The following is a 16938-nucleotide window of genomic DNA, read 5'->3' on the forward strand; positions in this document are numbered from 1 at the left end:
GCTCACCGGTCCACCACGCCGTGGTCGTCCACCCGGTCTCCTTCCGGTTCGTTCCGCCGGGCGCGGGCCCAGGCGTCGTCGAGATCGAGGACCCGGCCGGCGTCCCAGGGACGCTCCCAGCCGGAACGCTGCAGCAGTGCGGACAGCAGGCCCGCGGTGAAACCCCAGACCATCAGGCCCGCGGCGTCGAAGGCGGGGCCGGTGTGGCCACTGGGGCCACGCACGGTGAACCGGTTCGCCGGGTCGGTCAGGACCGCCACCGGGACCCGGACGACCCGGGCGACCTCGGCGGTGTCGACCACCCGTACCGGCGACGGCGACGCCCAGTGCGCCAGCACCGGGGTCACCAGGAACCCGGTGGGCGGGATGAACAGGTCCGGCAGGAGGGCCAGCGGTACCACCCCGGACGGGTCGAGCCCGGTCTCCTCCCGGGCCTCCCGCAGCGCGGCGTGCACCGGGCCGGTGTCGGTCGGGTCGAGCCGCCCACCGGGGAAGGCGACCTGCCCGGCGTGCGAGCGCAGCGTCGCCGCGCGCTCGGTGAGCAGCACGTCCGGCCCGCCGGATTCCCCGTCGGTGAACAGCATCAGCACCGAGGCCCGGCGCGGCTCGCCGTTGTCGGGCTGCAGGCGTCGCCAGCCGAACCAGGCCGGGTCCAGGCCCAGCGCCCCGTCGACGAGCGGGCGCAGCGACGCCGGCGCCGCCGCGGGGTCGGGGTCGGGCACCTGCGGCACGCCGGCCTGCGCGGTCACCGGAACCGCTCCACGGCGGCCGCGACGTCGTCGGCGGTACGGAACGGGACGGGCGGGTCCACCATCGCGACGCCACCGTCCGCGCGGGTCACGTAGCTGACCGGGAGCAGCGGCGGGGTGTCCAGCGCGCGGCGCACGGCCCGCTGCGGGTCGGTCACGGCCGGCAGGGTGACCCCCAGCTGCGCGGACAGGGCCAGCGCGGCCACCGGGTCGTCCTGCACGTCGACGGTGAGCACCGGCAGTGCGCCGGGGCGCTGTGCGTAGGCCTGCAGCGCGGGCAGCTCGTCGCGGCACGGCACGCACCACGACGCCCAGAAGTTGACCAGCGTCGGACGCCCGGTCAGGGCCGCTCCCAGGTCGGTACGGCCGTCGGCGCCCAGGCACGGCACGGTGATCCCGGCGAGCGGACCGGCCGGGGTGCTGCCGGACGGGGCGGGGCACGGTGCCAGCCGGGCCGAGGCCCGTGCGGCGGCCAGTGCCTGCGGGTCCGCGGCGGCGAGGTCGGTCTCGGGCCGGTCGGCCGGGGCGGCGCTCGCCGCGGGACCGGCGCCGCCGCTCCCGCCGGAGGTGGGGCCCGAGGGCCACAGCGCCCAGACCGCGATCGCGACCAGGACGACGACGACCACGGTCGAGACGATCTCGGAGCGGGAGGCGCCTGTCCGGGTCACCGGCCGTCCCCGGGCGGCCCCGCGATCCCCGCGAGGGCGAGCAGGTGGTCCCGCTCCGGGCCCTTGACCAGCGCCGCGGCCTCGCCCGGGTCGGTGGGGCCGAGCCCGAAGCCGGGACAGTCCGCCGCGAGCGTGCAGGCGCCGCACGCCGGCTTGCGCGCATGGCAGACCCGGCGCCCGTGGAAGATCACATGGTGGGACACGATCGTCCAGTCCCGCCGCGGGACGAGCTCGCCGATCGCGTGCTCGACCTTGACCGGGTCCTCCTCGGTCGTCCAGCCCCAGCGGCGCACCAGACGTCCGAAGTGGGTGTCGACGGTGATCCCGGGGACGCCGAACGCGTTGCCGAGGATGACGTTCGCGGTCTTGCGGCCGATGCCGGGCAGCTTCACCAGCTCGTCCAGCGTCGACGGCAGCTCCCCGCCGTGCCGCTCGACGACGGCGGCGCCCAGCCCGGTCAGCGACGTCGCCTTGTTCCGGTAGAAGCCGGTGGAGCGGATCAGCTCCTCGAGCTCGGTCCGGTCGGCGCCCGCGTAGTCCGCGGCGGTGGGGTACCGGGCGAACAGCGCGGGAGTGACCTGGTTGACCCGCTCGTCGGTGCACTGCGCGGACAGGATCGTCGCGACGGCGAGGTCCAGCGGGGTGGTGAAGTCCAGCTCGCAGTGCGCGTGCGGATAGGCCTCCGCCAGCGACCGGAGGATGCGGTTGACCCGGCGCGCTCGCCCGATCGGGCTCTCCCCGGCCGCGACGCGCGCGGCCAGACCGGTGGCGGCGCGGGGGGTGGGCCGCGACGCCCGCGACGGCCGTCCGGCGGAGGTGCTCACGTGACCGAGCGTACGGGTGGGCACCGACAGTCGTGTCACGGTGTCGCGCCGTGCACCGCTCGTCGCCGGGCGCGGTCCCGTCCGCGCCGGGGGGCGTTCGACCGGCCGGCGCGGCGACGCGTCCGACGAGCGGTGCGCGCACCCGTCCGGGCGTGCGCCGAACGGGCTACGAGGTCACGGTCGCGTCACGAAGACGCCGACGCGGCCACCCCCGACCGGCCGGGCTGCGAACCCGTACGGGAGGATCGGAGTTGCCATGACTGCCTGGTTGAGCGTTCTCGTCCCGCTGCTCGTGATGTTCTTCGCGCTCGGTATGGAGCGTGTGGAGTCCCGCATGCGGGAGTCCACCGTGCGCCAGGACGAGCTGGACGAGATGCTCGAACAGCCGCGTCCGGACGAGGTCCGTGCCCTGTTCCGGTCCGGCACGGGCCGCGCGCTGGAGCTGTTCCGGCTGCGCAACCGGCGCCGCCGGGGGGCTCGTCGGAGCCAGGTCCCGTCGGCCTGACAAGATCGCGTACGGGTGCCTGACAGCGCCCCGCGACGAATCGGACCCGATCGGATGTCAATCCGATCGGGCCAGTGGTGCGCACGTGTGTGGCGAAGACCTCTACACTGACGCGCCGACGACCCGCCGTGACGACACGGCCGGTGAACGAGGAGCATTGCAGTGGACGAGGTTCTGATCCGGGCAGGGATCTTCCAAGGTGTGGAGCCCCAGGCCGCCGAGGCGCTGGCCGAAGCTCTGGAGACTGCCGAGTTCTCCCGCGGGCAGGTCATCTTCTCCGAAGGTGAGCCCGGTGACCGCCTCTACATCGTGTCGGGCGGGAAGGTGAAGCTCGGCCGGAAGTCCCCCGACGGCCGGGAGAACCTACTCATGGTGGCCGGCCCGTCGGACATGTTCGGCGAGCTGTCGATCTTCGATCCGGGCCCGCGCACGTCGTCGGCGACCGCGGTCACCGAGGTGCGCTGCTACACCATGGACCGCAGTGCGCTGCGGGAGTGGATCGGCAAGCGTCCGGAGATCGCCGAGCAGCTGCTGCGCGTGCTGGCCCGCCGCCTGCGCCGCACCAACAACATGCTCGCCGACCTGATCTTCACCGACGTGCCGGGCCGGGTGGCGAAGTCGCTCCTGCAGCTCGCGCGCCAGTTCGGCTCCCAGGAGTCGGGTCTGCTGCGGGTCACCCACGACCTCACGCAGGAGGAGATCGCCCAGCTCGTCGGCGCGTCCCGCGAGACCGTGAACAAGGCGCTCGCCGACTTCGCGCACCGGGGCTGGCTGCGTCTGGAGGGCAAGAGCGTGCTGATCCTGGAGCCGGAGCGGCTCGCGCGACGCGCGCGCTGAATTCTCTGGTACGGGCGTCCCAGATCATGTGATGCTGGGGTGTGCCCGCCGCTCTCTCCGACTACCGCGCCGCCCTGGGCACCCCCGGGGCGGCCGCGCCGGTCTGTGCCTCCGTCCTCGGGCGGTTCCCGATCGCGATGCACAGTCTCGCCACGCTGCTCTACGTCCGTGAGGTCCACGGCTCCTACGCCGTCGCCGGATCGCTCTCCGCGGCGCTGCTGGTCGGGACCGCGGTCGGCACGGTCGTCCAGGGGCGGGTGCTGGACCGGCTGGGCCCGACCCGGCCGATGCTGGTGCTCGTCGCGGTCTACCTGCTGTGCGTCACCGGGCTGGTGCTGAGCATCGAGTACCGGGCGGCGCTGCCGCTCACCGTCGCGGTCGCAGTCGTCACCGGGCTCGCGACGCCGGCGTTCGAGGGGTCGTCGCGGGCGCTGTGGTCGGACCTGACCCCGCCCGGGCCGCGCCGCGAGGCCGCCTACACCTACGAGGCGATCAGCCTCGAGATCTTCTTCATCATGGGTCCCGCGCTGGCCGCGGTGCTGGTGGTGGCGACGCCGTGGCCGGGCACCGCGCTCGTCGTCGCGGCGACCGCGGAGGTCGTCGGCACCACCTGGTTCGCGCTGACCGCCGCCGTACGACGCCGCTCGGCCCGCATCCGCGCCGAGCGCGCCGACGGGTCGCTGCCGGTCGAGGCCGGGCTGCTCGGGGTGTTCCGGCGCCCCGGGCTGCGGACGGTGGCGCTGGCGTCGCTCGGGTTCGGGCTGGTGGCGGGGACCGCCGAGGTCGGCGTGATCGCCGCGACCGCGTTCGCCGGCTCGCCCGCCGCCGGCGGGGTCCTGCTCTCGCTCTGGTCGGTGGTCTCGGTGCTGACCGGGGTGCTCTACGGGATGCGGCCCTGGCCGCGGCCGTTGCATCTGCGGCTGCCGGTCCTGCTCGCCGGCTTCGCCGTCCTGGTGACGGCGATGGGGCTCGTCTCCCCGCTCGGCTCGCTGGTGCTGCTGGCCGTGGTGATGATGGCCGCCGGCGCGCTGATCACCCCGCAGGTCACCGGGCACTCCCTCGGCGTCGAGCAGACCGCTCCGGCGGGGTCGGCGACCGAGGCGTTCAACTGGATGGTGATGGCCGCGGTGCTCGGGGTCTCGGTCGGGCAGGCCCTGTCCGGCGTCATGATCGACCTCGTCGGGCCGGGCGGGTACGCGGCGGGCGGCGCCCTGGGGCTGCTGGTCGCGGGGCTGCTGTGGCTGCGCCGGGGCTCGGTCGCCGACACCGAGCCCCGTGTCGTCGCGGCCGGGAGCCCGGCGTGAGCGGCGCCGGGGAGCTGCGGCGGCTGCGCGACGTCGTCGCCGGTGACATGGCCGGCGCGGACGTCGCGCACGACCTCGGGCACCTCGACCGGGTCGCCGGGCTGTCGGCCCGGCTCGCGGTGCGGGAGGGTCTGGACGGGTTCGTCGCCGCCGTCGCCGCCTATGTGCACGACCACCACCGGGCCGCCGAGGCCCGGCTCGGCCGCGTCGTCGCCCCCGCGGAGGTCCGCGACGACGCCCGGGACGCACTGCGTCGCGGCGGGGTCGCCGAGCAGCTGTGGGACCCGGTGCTCGACGCCGTCGAGGCCACCGGCCGGTACTCGTTCTCCGAGGCGGCGTCGGCGCCCACGGCGGACCGGATCGCGGCCTGCCTGCACGACGCCGACATGCTCGACGCGATGGGCGCCACCGGCATCGCCCGCGCGTTCGCCTACGGCGGCGCGATCGGCGAGCCCCTGTGGGACCCGGCCGCAGGCGTCGCGACCGGCCGCTACCGGTCCGGGCCGACCGGCTCGGTCGTCGCCCACTTCCACGAGAAGCTGCTGCGGCTGCGCGGCGAGCTGCGCACCGCCGCCGGCCGCGAGATGGGCGAGCGGCGGCACGCGGCCCTGGAGGAGTTCCTGCGCCGGTTCCGCGAGGAGTGGGTCGATGCCCACGGCGACTCCGCCGGCGCCCCGCCCGGGGTCTAGATCGGGTCGAGGATCCGCTTCAGGAACTGCCGGGTGCGGGGCTGTTCCGGCTCGACCAGCACCCGCGACGGCGGACCGGACTCGGCGACCACCCCGCCGTCGACGAAGAGGACCTGGTCGGCGACCTGCTGGGCGAAGCGGATCTCGTGGGTGACGATGACCATCGTCCGGCCCGCCGTCGCCAGGTCCTTGATGACCCGCAGGACGTCGCCGACGAGCTCGGGGTCCAGCGCCGATGTGGGCTCGTCGAACAGCATCAGCTGCGGGTCGAGGGCCAGCGCGCGGGCGATCCCGACGCGCTGCTGCTGGCCGCCGGAGAGCTGGTACGGGTACTGGTCGGCCTTCTCGGCCAGCCCCACCTGGTCCAGCAGCCGCCGGGCGTCGGCGGTCGCGTCGGCCCGGGGGCGCCGCTGCACGATCACCGGGCCCTCGATGACGTTCTCCAGCACGGTGCGGTGCGGGAACAGGTTGTGCGACTGGAACACCATCGCGGTCCGGGACCGGAACCGGGCCAGCGTGGACCGGTCGACGGGGGCGCCGAAGTCGACGGCCAGGTCGCCGATGGTGATCACCCCGGCGTCGGCCCGGTCCAGCGCGTTCAGGGCACGCAGCACCGTCGTCTTGCCCGACCCGGACGGCCCGATCACCGCGGTGACGGTCCCGGCCGGGACGTCGAACCCGATGTCGCGCAGGACCTCCAGCGTCCCGAAGGATTTCCGCAGGCCCCGGACGGTCAGCAGGTCGCTCATCGCGCCACGTACCTCTCCAGCCGCGTCTCCACCCGTACCTGCACGGACGAGAGGATCAGGCAGACGATCCAGTAGTACACCGCGGCCACGCCGTAGAGGGCGAAGAAGTCGAACGTCGGCGCCGCGGCCAGCTGGGCGACCCGCAGCAGCTCGGTCACCAGGATGGTCGAGGCCAGCGAGGTGTCCTTGACCAGCGAGATCAGCGTGTTCGACAGCGGGGGGACGGCGGTGCGCGCGGCCTGCGGGAGGATGACCCGGCGCAGGGTGGTCGGGTACCCCATGCCGATGGTCTGCGCGGCCTCCCACTGGCCCTTCGGGATGGACAGGATCGCCGCCCGGATGACCTCGGCCGCGTAGCCGCCGACGTTGAGGCTGAACGCGATCACCGCGGACGGGAACGGGTCGATCACCAGCCCGAGCTGCGGGAGCGCGTAGAACACGATGAACAGCTGGACCAGCAGCGGCGTGCCGCGGACCACCGAGATGTAGGCGCGGGCCAGCCAGGACAGCGGTCTGATCGAGGAGATCCGGGCCAGCGCCAGCAGCAGGGCCAGGACCAGCCCGATGACGAAGCTGATCGCCGTCAGCGGGATGGTCATCGTGACCGTCGCCCTCAGCATCGGCCACAGGTTGCGGCCGATCAGCTCCCAGGTGGCGGGATCCATCTACTTCCCGCTGACGTCGCTGCCGAAGTACTTCTCGGACAGCTGCCGCAGCGTGCCGTCGGCCCGCAGCTCGGCCAGCGCCCGGTCCACGTCGGGCATCAGGCCGCTGTCCTTGCGGGCGGCGAAGGCCTGCTCGCTGGTGTCCCCGGTGGTGCCGGCGACCTTGACGCCCTTGTCCCCGGTCGACTTCTCGTACTCGCCGACGGCGAGGGTGTCGTTGACGGTCGCGTCGATCCGGCCGTCCTTGAGCAGCTGGACGGCCTGGACGAAGCCCTCGACGGCCTCGACGTTCGCGCCGGCGCCGCGGGCGACCTCGGCCCAGTTGCTGGTCGCGGACTGGGCGGTGGTGCGGCCCCGCAGGTCGGCCAGGCTCCGGATCGTGGTGTCGTCGGCGCGGGTGACGATCACGCCCTCGGACACGGTGTAGGGCGTGGAGAGGTCGTACCTGGCCTTCCGCTCGTCGTTGACCGTGACCTGGTTGGCGACCAGGTCGATCCGCTTCGACTCGAGCGCGGCGAAGATCGAGTCCCACGGGGTCTGGACGAACTCGACCTCCCTGCCCAGCTTGGCGCCGACCGCACGGGCGACCTCGACGTCGTAGCCGGTCAGCTGCCCGTCGGGGCCCTGGAAGCTGAAGGGGCTGTAGGTCCCCTCGGTGCCGACGCGCAGCGTGTCGGATCCGCCGCTGCTGCAGCCGACGAGGGTGGTGAGGGCCAGCAGCGCGGCGGCCAGGGCCAGGATCGTGCGACGCACGGGGTCTCCTTCGAGCGGAACGGGGCCGACGGATGGCGATGCCCCGTCGAGATGCGGGGACCCTAGGCCGGTCGGTCGTCTCGGTTCAACGCTCCGTGCGGTCCCGTTCATCCACGCAGGTGATCCAGCTGTGCGCGCACGGACAGCTCGGCGGCGTCCCACAGCGAGGTGTCGACGTCGGCGTAGACGATCTCGACGACGTCGCGTGCCGAGGCGTCGGGCCCGAGCCGCTCCAGCGCGGCCCGCACCTGCTCCAGCCGCTGCTCGCGGTGGGCGAGGTAGTGCCGCGCGGTCTCGGCGGCGTCCGGGAGCTCCGGACCGTGCCCGGGGAGGACCGGGGTGCCCGCGGGCAGCTCCGCGATCCGGCGCAGCGAGTCCAGGTAGGGCCCGAGGGTGCCGTCGGGGTGGGCGATGACGGTGGTGCCGCGGCCGAGCACGGTGTCGCCGGAGAGCAGCGCGACGCCGTCGGAGCCGGGGCCGCGCAGCAGCAGCGACACCGAGTCCGAGGTGTGGCCGGGTGTGGTCAGCACCTCCAGCTCGACCCCGCCACCGGCGACGACGGCAGCGTCGACCAGCGGGGTGGTCCCCGACGCCAGCGACGGGTCCGCGGCGAACACGGGTGCCCCGGTCAGCTCGACGAACCGGCCGATCCCGCCGGCGTGGTCGTGGTGGCGGTGGGTCAGGACGACCGCGGTCACCGGCGGGCCGTCGGCCAGCGCCTCCAGGTGCGTGCCGTCGTCCTCACCCGGGTCGACGACGATCCGGTCCCGGGCGTCCGGCGCGGCCAGCACCCAGGTGTTGGTGCCCTCCAGCGTCATCGGGCCGGGGTTGTCCTGCAGCAGCACCGACGCCAGCGGGTGCGCGGCGCGCAGGGCGCCGTAGAGCGGGTGGCTCACCGGGTGGCCTCCTCGTAGATCCAGTCGGGGTCGCCGGGCAGGGTGATCGTGACGACCCTGCCCTCGCGCCGCACCTCGGGCGTGATCGGCTCGATGTCGCGCGCCGCCGCCGCGGTCAGGACCTCGGCCGCGGTGGCGTGGCGGCCCAGCTCCTGCAGGGTCCGCAGGGTGGGCGGCATCAGCTGGAGGTCGCCGTCGTCGTAGCCGGCCAGCGCCTCGGCCGGGGTCCACCAGCGCGCCTCGACGGCCTCGGTGGTGGCGTCGTCGGCGACCTGGCCGTCCGGCACGCGGGCGACGAGGAACGCGGTGTCGTAGCGCTTCGGGTTGCGCGGCGGGGTGATCCAGCGGGCCCAGGGGACGAGCAGGTCCGCGCGCAGCTCCAGGTCGTGGGCCGCCAGGATCGCGGGCAGCGTGGTGCGGTGCGCGACGAGGTCGTCCCGCCAGGCCGCGGCGGCGTCGAGCGGGCCGGGGTCGGTGCCGGCGGGGGCGGCCAGCAGCACGCCGCACTCCTCGAACGTCTCGCGGACGGCGGCGGTCACCAGCGCGGCCGCGAGGTCCGCGGGCTGGGCCAGCCGGGTGCCGAACCGCTCGGGCTCCGGGCCGCGCCAGCGGGCGGGGTCCGGTTCGTCGCCGGCGGAGACGCCGCCGCCGGGGAACACGGTCATGCCGCCGGCGAACGCCATCCCGGCCACCCGGCGCTGCAGGAAGACCTGCAGGCCGCCACCGCCCGGCTCGTCGCGCACCAGCAGGACGGTCGCGGCGGCCTTCGGCTCGACCGGCTGCGTCGCCGGATCATCGCTCATGGCCGCCGACCCTAGGTCATGATCGGGGCCGGTCGGCGGTGAGAATGCCCGCATGCGTATCGGACTGCTCGGCGCCGGACCGTGGGCGCGCCAGGTACACGCCCCCGCCATCGCGGCGCATCCGCGCTGGTCGGCGGCCGGGGTGTGGGCACGACGGCCGGAGGCGGCCGCCGAGGTCGCCGCCGTCTCCGGCGGCCCGGTCCACGCCTCCGTCGACGAGCTGCTCGACGCGTGCGACGCCGTCGCGTTCGCCGTCCCGCCCGCGGTGCAGGCCGAGCTGCTGGAGCGGGTGGTGGGCGCCGGGAAGCACGTCGTGCTGGAGAAGCCGCTGGCAGCGGACCTGCCCGCCGCGGAACGGGCCGCCGCCGCGGTCGCGGCCTCCGGCGTCCGGTCGGCGACGATGCTGACCCTGCGGTTCGACCCGGCGATCCGGGCCTGGCTCGACGCGGTCCCGGCCGGCGCCGGCGGACCGGGGACGGCCGCGACCGCCCGCTGGCTGTCCGGGGCGCTGCTCGGCGGGCCGTTCGCGGCGTCGTCGTGGCGGGCGGAGCACGGGGCGCTGCTCGACGTCGGCCCGCACGTCGTCGACCTGCTGGACGCGGCCCTGGGGCCGGTCGTCGACGTCGACCACGCCCACCGCGACGAGCCCGACCTGTGGCGGATCGGCCTCGTCCACGACGGCGGCGCCCGCAGCTCGGTCGTGCTGTCGCTGCGTGTCCCGGTGGACCCGACCGAGTTCGAGGTGGCGCTGGTCGGCGGGCTCGGGGAGGACGGCCGCGGCCGGTACGTGCTCGACCGTCGCCCGGCCGACGCGGTCGCCTGCTTCGGCGCGCTGCTCGACGACCTCGCCGACGCGATCGGCTCCGGCGCCGACCTCCCGGTGGACGCCGCACGGGCGCTGCACCTGCAGCGGGTGATCGACCGGATCGTGCGCGCGGTCGGCTGATCCCCCGCACCGGCCGCCGGCCCGGCCGGGCTCAGCCCCGGTCGGTGCGGGCGGTGCCGTTGCGCGGGGTCGGTTCGCCGCCGTTCTCGCGGGCCGCGAGCTCTTCGTGGAGGCGCTGCAGCAGGTCCTGTTCGGTGGGGGTGAGCCGGTCGGCCAGGCCCCCGGCGGGGCGCGGTCGCGGCCGCGGCCTCGGCGCGGGTTCGTCCGCGGGCCCCGTCGTGGGTTCCTCCGCCGGACCCGGTGCGGGGTGCTCCGTCGCCCGTGCGGGGCGCTCCGTTGCGGGGGCGACGACGTCGGCCGGTTCCGTGGGGTCCTCCACGGTGCCGTCCCACCCGGTGCCGTCCCGCTCTGTGGCATCCCGCTCGTCCGGCTCGTCGTCGGTGAGCAGGAGGTGCCGGGGGCGGCGCTCCCCGTCGGCCGGGGCCGGGGGTGTCGGGGCGCGCAGGATCGGGACGCCCGGAGGTGGGGTGGGCGCCTCGTCGACGGGGTCGGCCTCGTCGGTCGGGGGCCGGGGGCCGGTCGTCCCGGTTCCGACCGGTCCGGTGCCCGCGGGGCGGTCGAGTCCGGCCCGGACGTCCGGAGCCGGTCCGGCGTGGGCCGGGTCCGCCGGGGCGTCCTCCGGGGCCGGTGCGGCTCCGTTCGCCGCGGCTCCGGCGGGGGACGTGCCGACGTGTATCCGGTCGGGTCCGGGACCCGGGTGCGCCGGCCCGGAGGTGGGGCGGGCCGGGTCGTCGCCGGTGGTCACACGGTGGGCGGGATGCGCCGGTCCGGCGCGGCGGTCGTCGTCGACGCCGGCGGTCGCGGCGGGGACGACGTGCGGCGTGCCCGGGACGGTCTCCTCGACGCCGCTCCGGTCGGTCCGCGCCGCGGTCTCCGGCGGCGGGATCTCCCCGGCCCAGGCACCGGAGGCCCAGTCCGCGAGCCAGGACGCCTCGTCGGGCCCCGGTGCCGCGGGCGGCCCGACGGGCGGACGCCCGGCGACCGGACCGGGCCCGCCGCCCGCGGGCGCGCGGCCCTCCCCGGCCCGCCTGCGGAGCGGCACGCCGAGGTCGCGCGGGGCCGCCCGGGGGCCGGTCGCGGCCGGGTCCGCGGGGACGACCGGGGGGACGGACGCGACCGGGGACCCCGCGGCCGCGGGCGGTGAGGAGGCGGCCGGGGGTGCCGGGAGCCCGGGAGGTGCGGGGGTGACCGGCGGTGGGGGCGGTTCGTCGGAAGGGGCCGACGGCCGCCCGGCCGGCGTCGCGGCGGGCCCGACCGGACGCCGCTCCGGCGGGCCCGCCACCGGCCCGCGGCCCGCGGTCGTGGGGTACGCGCCGTTCGCGTCGGGGAGGTGGCCGTTGCCGGCGGTTCCGGGGTCGGCGACGAACCGGTGCCGGGGGACCTCGCCGACCCCGCGCGGCGGGGTCGGGTCCGGGCCGTCGCCCTCCGGGGGAGAGTCGAACCAGTCGCCCGCGGAGGCCTCCCGCAGCGCCCGGATCGGCGGCGACGGCCGCGGCGCCGGTTGCGCCGTGTCCTCCCCCTCGGCGGGTGCCGCGGCGCGTCGGGCCGCGGAGTCGCGTGGCCCGGCCGGGCCGGGACGGGCCCCGTCGGGCGTGCCGGTCCCCGGGACCGGAGCGGCCCTGCCGGACGTGTCGGTGCCCGGACGGGACGTGGTCGGATCGGAGGTTCCGGTCCCCCGGGCGGGAGTGGCCCGGTCGGGGGTGCCGGTCTCCGGGGTGGGAGTGGCCGGATCGGCGGTTCCGGTCCACGCGCCGGGAGCGGCGTCGTCGGACATGCCGGTCTCGGGCGACGACGCGGTCGCGTCGGACGCGCTCGCCGGGGAGCCGGACCCGGTGGCGTCCTCGCCCGGGGCGTGGCCGGTTCCGGTGGACGAGGCCTCCGCGGCCGGGACCGGGTCCGCCCCGGCGCCGGACGTGGCTGCGTCCGGGGCCCGGTCCGGCCCGGTGTCGGGTCCGGCTGCTCCCGGCGACGGGGCTGCCGCGGCGAACCCCTCCGTCGTCGGCTCCGGGTCGGCCCGGCCGAGCCGGTCCTCCGGGTCCGGGGGCGTCGCCGAGGACAGGAGCCCGACCCGGTCGGAGGGCCGGTCGTCGGGAACCCGGTGGGCCGGCGGGCCGGACGTGTCGCCGTCCGCGACCCCGCCCCCGTCCCCGTCCCCGGGTTCCGCCAGGGGGGATCGGGAGGTGTGGGGGGTGGGCCGTGGTGCGTCGCCGGGGAGGGGCGCCGACACGTCCTGCAGGGACGGAGCGGCGGCGTCGTCGCGGGACGGAGCGGCGGCGTCGGAAACCGGAGTGGCGGGGAGCGGACGCGCGGCCTCCCGGGCGGCGCGGTGATAGCCGGGGTCCGGGCCGTCGTCGCCGACCTCGACCGACACGACCAGTCCGGCCCGGGCCAGCGCCGACTGGGCCTGGTAGGTCAGGACCTCGGGTGCGCCGTGCGACCCGGTGCGGGCCAGCAGCACCGGCTGCGGCAGCGGGCCGGGGGCGGCACCGGCGGGCGTCGTGCGCCAGGCCAGCGTCCAGCCCGACTCCGGGACCGGGACGCCGGCCAGCGCGGCCGCGACCGCCTCCGCGGCACCGGGCGGGCCGTCGCCGTCGAACCGGTGCGGACCGGCGGCGACGTCCGCGGCGGGCGGCAGGCAGGCGTCGGCGTCGGGCTGCACCCGGCGGGCTGCGGCCTCGGCGACCAGCTCGGAGCGCACCGCGTGCGGCAGCACCGCCCGTCCCGCGACGAGCTCGGCGACCAGCAGCTCCAGCGCGTGCCCCTCCTCGCCGACGGCGACGAGCTCGCGTCCGGTGGCGAGCAGGTCGTCGTCCACCCGGCCGGCCAGTTCCCGCAGCAGCCGGTACGTGGGGTCGGACATGGGGCCTCCTTCGCGGTCCCGCGTCAGCCGGTGGGGACCGGCTCGCGGCTCCACAACGACGCCGCCGCGGTGCACGCGGCCTCGTGGTACTCGGTCGGGGCGTCGCCGGTGAGGGCCTCGACGCGCGGGACACGGTCACCGTGGACGCGCAGCAGCCGCGCGACCGCGGCGGCGAGCAGGTGCGGCCGCTGCGCGTCACGCACGAGCAGCACGCGCGCGCCGTCGTCGCGCACGGCCAGCAGCAGCGCGGACGCCTCGTCGCGCACGACCGACAGCGCCGACCACGCGGCCAGGTCCGGCTCGCCCGCCGTGAACGCGGGCGGAGCGGGCGGCGTGCCGGGCAGCACCGCCTCGACCAGGCGCCGCGACGGCGCGTCCGGCCCGACGATCTCGGCGAGCAGCGTGCGCTCGTGCCCGGTCAGCCCGATCCGGTGCCGCAGCAGCGTGCGCGGCAGGACCGCGCCCAGCGCCGCGGTGTCCCCGGCGGCCAGCCAGTCGCGCAGCCGCCAGAGCAGCTCGTCGGGGAACCGGCCGGCCAGCCGCAGCAGCAGCTCGTGACCGGCCGGGACCCCGGCGAGCCGATCCATGTCAGCTGCCGACCTCGACCGTCAGCTCCACCTCGACCGGCACGTCCAGCGGCAGCACCGCGACGCCGACGGCCGACCGGGCGTGCGCCCCTGCCTCGCCGAACACCTCGCCGAGCAGGTCCGACGCGCCGTTGATCACGCCGGGCTGGCCGGAGAACGACGGGTCCGACGCGACGAACCCGACGACCTTCACGACGCCGGTGACGCTGTCGAGGCCGACCAGACCGTCGATCGCGGCGAGCGCGTTCAGCGTGCAGATCCGGGCCAGGTCGTACGCCTGCTCGGCGGTGACCGTGGCCCCGACCTTGCCGGTCGCGGCGACCTTCCCGTCCACGAACGGGACCTGCCCGGCGGTGAACACGAGGTTCCCGCTGCGCCGGGCCGGGATGTAGGCGCCCGCCGGCGCGGCCACCGCGGGCAGGGCCAGCCCCAGCTCCGTCAGCCGGGCGAGTGCGCTCACTGCTGCACCGGCCGCTTGAAGAACGCCACCAGCTGCTCGGCGTTCGCGCCGCTCGTCACCGTGACCAGTTCCCAGCCGTCCTGGCCGAAGTTGTCCAGGATCGCCTTGGTGTTGTGGATCAGCAGGGGGGCGGTCAGGTATTCCCACTTCACGACCGGGGAGCTCATGGGCGGGACTGTAACCCGGGCACCCGACACCGAACCGCCGTGGCGCGACGGGTGGCCGTCCCCCTGCGACGGACGCCCACCGCAGGAGCGCGGGACGCGCCCCGTCCGTTGTGGGACGCACCTCGCCGACGGGCCGCTGTCGGTGGGCGCTCGTACGCTGGATCCGTGACCACGACCGTCCGGCCCGAGCCCGGAACCCGCCCCGACCCGTGGCCCGACGCGCTCTCCCGCGCGCGGTTCCACGTGGTGTCCGGCAAGGGGGGCACCGGCAAGACCACCGTGGCCGCCGCCCTCGCGCTGGCCCTCGCCGGCGGCGGGAAGCGGGTGCTGCTCGTCGAGGTGGAGGGCCGCCAGGGCATCGCCCAGGTCTTCGACACCGCCCCGCTGCCGTACGAGGAGCGCCGGATCGCGGTCGCGCCCGGTGGGGGCGAGGTGCGGGCGCTGGCCGTCGACGCCGAGGCCGCCCTGCTGGAGTACTTCGAGATGTTCTACCGGCTGGGCGTGGCCGGGCGGACGCTGCGCCGGATGGGCGCGATCGAGTTCGCGACGACGCTCGCCCCCGGCCTGCGCGACGTGCTGCTCACCGGCAAGGCCAAGGAGTGCGTCACCCGCACGGAGTCCGACGGTCTCCCCGCCTACGACGCGGTGGTCCTCGACGCGCCGCCCACCGGCCGTCTCGTGTCGTTCCTCGACGTCACCAGGGCGATGGCCGACCTGGCCAAGGTCGGGCCCATCCACGGGCAGGCCAAGGGCGTCGAGGCGCTGATCCACTCCCCGCTCACCGCGGTGCACCTGGTCACACTTCTGTCGGACCTGCCGGTCACCGAGACGCTCGACGCTGCCGCCGAGCTCGACGCCGCCGGGATCCCGCTGGGCTCGGTCGTGGTGAACCGGATGCGCGAGCAGTGGCTGCCCGACCGCTCGGTCACCGCCGCCGCGGGCGGGCGGGTCGACGCGACCCGGATCCGCAACGGCCTGCAGAGCGCCGGGATCGAGCTGGCCCCCACCGAGATCGACGGCCTGGTCGCCGAGACCGTGGAGCACGCCGTCGCCGTCGAGGGGGAGACCGCCGCGCTGCGCCGCCTGGAGACCGAGCCGACCCCGCCGCTGCCGCGGCTCACGCTGCCCGCCCTGCTCGGCGGGGTGGACCTCGGCTCGCTCTACGAGCTGGCCGAGTCGATGACCGCGCAGGGTGTGCACCTGGAGGCCCGCCGATGACCGCCCCGCTGGACGTGGACGCCCTGATCGACGACCCGGGCACCCGGGTCATCGTGTGCTGCGGCTCGGGCGGCGTCGGCAAGACGACCACCTCCGCCGCGCTCGCGGTGCGCGCCGCCGAGCGCGGGCGTCAGGTCGTCGTGCTCACCATCGACCCGGCGCGCCGCCTGGCCCAGGCCCTTGGGGTGAGCGAGCTGTCCAACGACCCCGCCCCGGTCGGGACCGTCGACGGCGAGCTCGCCGCGATGATGCTGGACATGCGTCGCACCTTCGACGAGATGGTGGAGTCGCACGCCCCGCCCGAGCGGGCGCAGAAGATCATCGAGAACCCCTTCTACCAGACGATCTCCTCCTCGTTCTCCGGGACGCAGGAGTACATGGCGATGGAGAAGCTGGGCCAGCTGGCCGGTGCCGGGACGTGGGACCTCGTCGTCGTCGACACGCCGCCGTCGCGCTCGGCGCTGGACTTCCTCGACGCCCCGCAGCGCATGTCCCGCTTCCTCGACGGCCGCATGATCCGGCTGCTCGCCGCGCCCGCCCGGGCCGGTGGCCGCGGGCTGCGCCGGATCGTCGAAGCCGGGTTCGGGCTGTTCGCCAAGGCCGTCGGGTCGATCATCGGCGGGCAGATGCTGCAGGACGCGTCGGCGTTCGTGCAGGCCTTCGACACCCTGTTCGGCGGGTTCGCCGAGCGGGCCGAGAAGACCTACGCGCTGCTGCGCTCGGAGGGGACGGCGTTCCTCGTCGTCGCCGCGCCGGAGCCGGACGCGCTGCGCGAGGCGGCGTACTTCACCGAGCGGCTGTCGTCGGAGCACATGCCGCTGGCCGGGCTCGTGCTGAACCGGACCCACCCGGTGCTCGCGCCGGTCTCCGCGGCGCGTGCGCGGGCCGTGGCCGAGCAGGTCGGCGGGCCGGGGTCGCAGATCGCGGCCGCGGTGCTGCGGCTGCACGCCGACCGCGTCGACCTGCACGAACGGGAGGAGCACCTGCTCACCCGGTTCTCAGCCGCGCACCCCGGCGTGTCGGTGACGCGGGTCCCCGCGCTGGCCGGCGACATCGCCGACCTCGACGGGCTGCGCCGGGTCGGCGGGCTGCTGGCCGGCGAGTCCGAGACCGGCGCCGCGGCGACGGCGGGCTGAGGCTCAGGACACGCCGAGCGCCGCCCGCAGCCGGGCCGGGCCGCGGTCGCGCGTGCCCGCGGGCGGCTCGACGCACGCCTGGCCACCTCCTGTCCGCTGGACCGTAGGGAGGCAGACCGGTT

The 16938-nt window shown here is 76.2% G+C and carries 19 protein-coding genes; 7 read left to right on the top strand and 12 right to left on the bottom strand.

What is annotated here, in order from left to right:
• Positions 1–2 precede the first annotated feature (2 nt).
• Genes KPF22_RS02740 through nth form a run of 3 tightly spaced genes read right to left on the bottom strand, consistent with a single transcriptional unit; the run spans position 3 to position 2145 of the window.
• Complete coding sequence (locus KPF22_RS02740; protein ID WP_224401117.1) at positions 3–749, bottom strand: CoA pyrophosphatase; 747 nt, start codon at positions 747–749, stop codon at positions 3–5.
• A complete protein-coding gene (locus KPF22_RS02745; protein WP_224401118.1) occupies positions 746–1417 on the bottom strand; it encodes a TlpA disulfide reductase family protein in 672 nt (223 codons plus the stop codon). Before KPF22_RS02745 ends, KPF22_RS02740 begins: the two co-directional genes overlap by 4 nt.
• Complete coding sequence (gene nth, locus KPF22_RS02750; protein WP_374107480.1) at positions 1414–2145, bottom strand: endonuclease III; 732 nt, start codon at positions 2143–2145, stop codon at positions 1414–1416. Before nth ends, KPF22_RS02745 begins: the two co-directional genes overlap by 4 nt.
• 352 nt (positions 2146–2497) lie before the next feature.
• Between nth and KPF22_RS02755 the strand changes: the two genes are divergently transcribed.
• The 4 genes from KPF22_RS02755 (at position 2498) to KPF22_RS02770 (ending at position 5576) form a co-directional block, all read left to right on the top strand.
• Positions 2498–2746 carry a hypothetical protein gene (locus KPF22_RS02755; protein ID WP_043282623.1) on the top strand — a complete coding sequence of 83 codons (249 nt, stop codon included), beginning with the start codon at positions 2498–2500 and terminating at the stop codon, positions 2744–2746.
• 162 nt (positions 2747–2908) lie between these two features.
• Positions 2909–3583: a Crp/Fnr family transcriptional regulator gene (locus KPF22_RS02760; RefSeq protein WP_020628211.1), complete on the top strand. Its 675-nt coding sequence runs from the start codon at positions 2909–2911 to the stop codon at positions 3581–3583.
• 41 nt (positions 3584–3624) lie between these two features.
• Entirely contained in the window at positions 3625–4887 is a 1263-nt protein-coding gene (locus KPF22_RS02765) for an MFS transporter (protein ID WP_224401120.1), read from the top strand.
• On the top strand, positions 4884–5576 hold the full coding sequence (locus KPF22_RS02770; RefSeq protein ID WP_224401121.1) for an HD domain-containing protein: 693 nt from the start codon (positions 4884–4886) through the stop codon (positions 5574–5576). Before KPF22_RS02765 ends, KPF22_RS02770 begins: the two co-directional genes overlap by 4 nt.
• Here KPF22_RS02770 and KPF22_RS02775 read toward each other — a convergent pair.
• The 5 genes from KPF22_RS02775 to KPF22_RS02795 all read right to left on the bottom strand — a co-directional run bounded on the left by KPF22_RS02775 (position 5573) and on the right by KPF22_RS02795 (position 9442).
• Positions 5573–6325, bottom strand: coding sequence for an amino acid ABC transporter ATP-binding protein (locus tag KPF22_RS02775; RefSeq protein ID WP_062398752.1), 753 nt, complete (start codon positions 6323–6325; stop codon positions 5573–5575). The two genes, KPF22_RS02770 and KPF22_RS02775, sit on opposite strands and share 4 nt — an antisense overlap.
• Positions 6322–6990, bottom strand: coding sequence for an amino acid ABC transporter permease (locus tag KPF22_RS02780; RefSeq protein WP_062398750.1), 669 nt, complete (start codon positions 6988–6990; stop codon positions 6322–6324). The genes KPF22_RS02775 and KPF22_RS02780 overlap by 4 nt, the downstream gene beginning before the upstream one ends.
• On the bottom strand, positions 6991–7743 hold the full coding sequence (locus KPF22_RS02785) for an amino acid ABC transporter substrate-binding protein (protein WP_224401122.1): 753 nt from the start codon (positions 7741–7743) through the stop codon (positions 6991–6993).
• A 107-nt stretch (positions 7744–7850) separates the two neighbouring features.
• Positions 7851–8639 carry an MBL fold metallo-hydrolase gene (locus KPF22_RS02790; RefSeq protein ID WP_224401123.1) on the bottom strand — a complete coding sequence of 263 codons (789 nt, stop codon included), beginning with the start codon at positions 8637–8639 and terminating at the stop codon, positions 7851–7853.
• Positions 8636–9442 (bottom strand): NUDIX hydrolase, encoded by an 807-nt coding sequence (locus KPF22_RS02795; RefSeq protein WP_224401124.1) that lies wholly within the window; start codon positions 9440–9442, stop codon positions 8636–8638. The genes KPF22_RS02790 and KPF22_RS02795 overlap by 4 nt, the downstream gene beginning before the upstream one ends.
• A gap of 52 nt (positions 9443–9494) precedes the next feature.
• Between KPF22_RS02795 and KPF22_RS02800 the strand changes: the two genes are divergently transcribed.
• On the top strand, positions 9495–10388 hold the full coding sequence (locus tag KPF22_RS02800; protein ID WP_224401125.1) for a Gfo/Idh/MocA family protein: 894 nt from the start codon (positions 9495–9497) through the stop codon (positions 10386–10388).
• Between the two features lie 31 nt (positions 10389–10419).
• Here the strand turns inward: KPF22_RS02800 and KPF22_RS02805 are convergent, their stop codons facing one another.
• The 4 genes from KPF22_RS02805 to KPF22_RS02820 are packed head-to-tail and all read right to left on the bottom strand — an operon-like array spanning position 10420 to position 14462.
• Entirely contained in the window at positions 10420–13248 is a 2829-nt protein-coding gene (locus KPF22_RS02805; protein ID WP_224401126.1) for a hypothetical protein, read from the bottom strand.
• Positions 13249–13271: 23 nt separating this feature from the next.
• The gene (locus tag KPF22_RS02810; protein WP_224401127.1) at positions 13272–13835 is read right to left on the bottom strand and encodes a hypothetical protein; all 564 of its coding nucleotides are present in this window, start codon (positions 13833–13835) and stop codon (positions 13272–13274) included.
• Position 13836: 1 nt separating this feature from the next.
• Positions 13837–14295 (bottom strand): RidA family protein, encoded by a 459-nt coding sequence (locus KPF22_RS02815; RefSeq protein ID WP_224401128.1) that lies wholly within the window; start codon positions 14293–14295, stop codon positions 13837–13839.
• Positions 14292–14462, bottom strand: coding sequence for a DUF4177 domain-containing protein (locus tag KPF22_RS02820; protein WP_139282840.1), 171 nt, complete (start codon positions 14460–14462; stop codon positions 14292–14294). The genes KPF22_RS02815 and KPF22_RS02820 overlap by 4 nt, the downstream gene beginning before the upstream one ends.
• Positions 14463–14627: 165 nt before the next feature.
• On the opposite strand from KPF22_RS02820, the gene KPF22_RS02825 reads away from it, so the two are divergent.
• Both KPF22_RS02825 and KPF22_RS02830 read left to right on the top strand, forming a co-directional pair.
• Positions 14628–15680 carry an ArsA-related P-loop ATPase gene (locus KPF22_RS02825; RefSeq protein WP_208826818.1) on the top strand — a complete coding sequence of 351 codons (1053 nt, stop codon included), beginning with the start codon at positions 14628–14630 and terminating at the stop codon, positions 15678–15680.
• Complete coding sequence (locus KPF22_RS02830) at positions 15677–16816, top strand: ArsA family ATPase (RefSeq protein ID WP_224401129.1); 1140 nt, start codon at positions 15677–15679, stop codon at positions 16814–16816. Before KPF22_RS02825 ends, KPF22_RS02830 begins: the two co-directional genes overlap by 4 nt.
• The last annotated feature ends 122 nt before the right edge of the window (positions 16817–16938 follow it).

Source organism: Pseudonocardia sp. ICBG1034, assembly GCF_020131375.1.
In the GTDB taxonomy this organism is placed as follows: domain Bacteria; phylum Actinomycetota; class Actinomycetes; order Mycobacteriales; family Pseudonocardiaceae; genus Pseudonocardia; species Pseudonocardia alni.